4 protein-coding genes are annotated in these 2,990 nt (G+C 63.4%); 2 read left to right on the top strand and 2 right to left on the bottom strand.

From position 1 onward, the window contains the following. Window positions 1-71: 71 nt before the first annotated feature. On the bottom strand, window positions 72-425 hold the full coding sequence (locus VFO93_RS12755; protein ID WP_325134759.1) for a hypothetical protein: 354 nt from the start codon (window positions 423-425) through the stop codon (window positions 72-74). Window positions 426-563: 138 nt separating this feature from the next. Between VFO93_RS12755 and VFO93_RS12760 the strand changes: the two genes are divergently transcribed. Next, complete coding sequence (locus VFO93_RS12760; protein WP_325134760.1) at window positions 564-1,445, top strand: DUF6268 family outer membrane beta-barrel protein; 882 nt, start codon at window positions 564-566, stop codon at window positions 1,443-1,445. Between the two features lie 126 nt (window positions 1,446-1,571). Here the strand turns inward: VFO93_RS12760 and VFO93_RS12765 are convergent, their stop codons facing one another. After that, window positions 1,572-2,702 (bottom strand): XdhC/CoxI family protein, encoded by a 1,131-nt coding sequence (locus tag VFO93_RS12765; RefSeq protein ID WP_325134761.1) that lies wholly within the window; start codon window positions 2,700-2,702, stop codon window positions 1,572-1,574. 48 nt (window positions 2,703-2,750) lie between these two features. On the opposite strand from VFO93_RS12765, the gene VFO93_RS12770 reads away from it, so the two are divergent. After that, window positions 2,751-2,990 (top strand): hypothetical protein (locus tag VFO93_RS12770; protein ID WP_325134762.1); only part of this gene is annotated, 240 nt, incomplete at its 3' end.

A 2,990-nucleotide genomic window follows, 5' to 3' on the forward strand; every position in this document is an offset into this window, starting at 1 on the left:
CCCCCTCTTTTTTCGGACTTCGCGCTTCAAGCGAACCGGGGCTAGGGGGTGAGGTGCACAGGCGGCGAGCCCTAATACCGCAACCCCGTCCAGTGCAGCAACTGCCCCACGAAAGGCAGCGGCTTATCCGCAAAAAACGCCAGCAGCTCGGCTGCCGTGGCAAAGCCATCGGCCCTGGCCAGCGTGGCTAGCTCGGCCTCGCCGAGCAGGCGGCCATCTACGCACAGCTCACTGCTGGTCAGCTCGATGTGCTGAATACTCAGGATGGGGCGCGGGGCCCAGAACTCGTACCTATCCGGCTGCTGCGCGCGGGCGCAGAACTGCGCCACGGCCCCCACCTGCCAGCGCGCGCCCTCGCGGATGGTATGCACCTTAGTGCCCGCGATAATGGCCGGGATAAATGCTTCGTTGAAGCCGAGAATCATATGCTCCGGGGTGTGAAAATGGGTGCGAAAGCAGCCGCATTACGTGCGCGGCCGACTTGCCTTTAATTTGTATTTTATTATATAGTTCTCTGCTCAATAATGAGTTTAAATTTTACTTCTTTAAGCTGTAAAGCAATTGTGCTATTTTTTTGCCTGGTGGCCGCGCATGGTAGCCGAGCACAGGGCTACGCCGAAGGCATCGGTCTGAGCTACGAGCGATTGCCGTTGCAGTTCAAAAACGACAGCGCCACTAATTTTCGGGCCAATATATTCCGGGCCAATATCATCGTGCCGGTAGCGCTGGGGCGCGACAGCACCCAAAGTCTGCTCGCCGGGGCCAATTTTGAACACTTGGATTTTAGCGGCTCGCGGCCGGGATTTGGAGTAAATTGGGTGTATGGCTTTTCGCCCATCGTGGGCTACCGCCGCCGCCTTTCTCCTAAAACCGAGCTAACCGCCCTGGCGCTGCCCGCCCTCAACACCGACCTGCGCGACGTGCGCGGGGACGACCTGACCTGGGGCGGCGTGGTGCGCGGCACCTATCGCGCCAATGCCCGGCTGCTATACCGCTTCACGCTGGGCTACCGGCAGCAGTTCTACGGGCCGCAGTATATCCTGCTGCTGGGCCTCGACTGGCAGCCGGCGCCCCGGTGGCGGGTATTTGGCGACCTGCCCAATACGCTCACCATCAGCTACGCCGCCGTGCCCAAAGTAAACGTCGGCTTCAACCTGATTGGCATCAACACCGCCTACCGGCTGCGCGTGCAGGACCGCTACCTGCAATATAAGCAGGGCCACTTCGGCCTGTTTGCCGAAGGCTACCTAAGTCAGCACTGGGCGCTGCGGGCCACGGTAGCCTACTCCGCCACGCGGCGCATCGACGTGTTTGCCAAAGAGGCGCAGTGGCCCGCCACGCTCGACTACATCGGGTTGGGCAAAGCCCCCACGCCCTTGAGCCCGGATATTGAAAAAGGGCTGGCCTTCCGGCTATCGCTCAGCTACCGCGTGCCGATGCGCTGACAATCGGTGTAGAGACGCATACTTGCGTCTCGCGTCAGGCGAGCCAGGAAAGAATGAATTCTCCTTTCTACTTGAATACTCTCGTCTGACGCGAGACGCAAATATGCGTTTCTACAGCTTTTAAAATCAGCTTTCCACCACCGCCGGCACGTGTACCGTGCCCGCCCGCTCGCGCAGCGGCCGGCCCTGCCGCCCACTGTGCTGCGCCTGGATTTCGGCCACGATGGCCAGCGCGATTTCCTCGGGCGTTTCGCTTCCCAAATCCAACCCGATAGGGCTGTGCAGCCGCGTGCGCAGCTGCTCCACCAACTCTGCCGGAAAAGTATCCAGCTCATCGAGTAGCCGCTGCGCCTTGAGGCGCGGCCCCAGCAAGCCGATGTAGGGCGCGGGCGAGGCAAGCAGCGTTTGCAGCGCGGCGAGGTCGTAGGCGTAGTTGTGGCTGAGCAGCACGTGGTAGGCCAGTGGGTCGGGGGTGGCCGTTTCCAACTCGCGCACCGGCACGATGCGGACCTCGGCTGCCTCGGGGAAGCGGGTGGTAGTGGCCAGGTTGGGCCGGCCATCAACCACCGTAATGTGCCAGCCCAGCGAGCCAGCCAAGTGTACTAGCGGCTGAGCGTCGTTGCCGGCCCCGTACACCACCAGGCGCAGCGGCGGCAGCAGCACTTCGAGCGAGGCGCGCACCGGGCCAGCTTCGGTTTCGATGGTCAGAATCTGCGGTTTCCGTTGCGTCAGGGTGGCGCGGGCGGCCTCGGCCAGCGGGGCGGCCAGCAGCGGCGTGCCGCGCACCACGCCGGTTTCGGTGAGTAGCACGCGCTGGCCCACGGCGGCTTTCAGGCCGCTGCCTTCGGTTTCAAATACAGTGGCCAGCACGGCGGGCGCGGGGTGCTGCGCAAAGCCGCGCAGAATTTCGAGCGGGTTGTCGGGATTCTGAAAATCGAGCGGCTCCAGCAAAATGCGGACGACGCCCTGGCAGCCAGGGCCGAGGCCATGGCGCGGGTCGTCTTCGTCGCGGGTGTCGTAGGTGACCAGCGCCGGCTCGCCTTGGAAGATGGCCCGCCGGGCGCGCTGCCGGGCGTCGCCTTCGAGGCAGCCGCCACTGATAGCGCCGGTCAGCTCGCCGTCTTCGGTCACGAGCATGCGGGCACCGGGGCGGCGGTAGGCCGAGCCCAGGACTTCGACCACAGTGGCCAGGGCACAGGGGCGCTGGGCGGCGCGGTGGTGGTCGTAGGCCAGGAAAAGGCGTTGGAGTTCGGTCATTACGGGAAAAGGGGAGCCCAGGCATACGCCGGGCGGCTGGCCGTGGTTATGAAAACCGTTCAGGGAGGGCCGGGGTTTAAACGCGCCTGTTTATCCAAGCCGGTAGCGCGCCGTAAAGCAGCACGTTTATTCGCTGCTGGTGGCAGCGCTGCACCGCACCACGCGAGATGCGGCGCAGCGCGCTACCTGACAAAAACCGGCCCATACCTTAGTAAAGCCGAAAATGCCCCGCACCTGGCCGGTACGGGGCATTTTTGTGAAATCGCCGGATACTTCAAAACGACATCG

The organism is Hymenobacter sp. (genome assembly GCF_035709525.1).
Classification (GTDB): domain Bacteria; phylum Bacteroidota; class Bacteroidia; order Cytophagales; family Hymenobacteraceae; genus Hymenobacter.

Excerpts from the sequence above, each read along its gene's own strand:
- VFO93_RS12755 (WP_325134759.1), bottom strand. The coding sequence starts at position 425 with ATGATTCTCGGCTTCAACGAAGCATTTATCCCGGCCATTATCGCGGGC.
- VFO93_RS12765 (WP_325134761.1), bottom strand. The coding sequence starts at position 2,702 with ATGACCGAACTCCAACGCCTTTTCCTGGCCTACGACCACCACCGCGCC.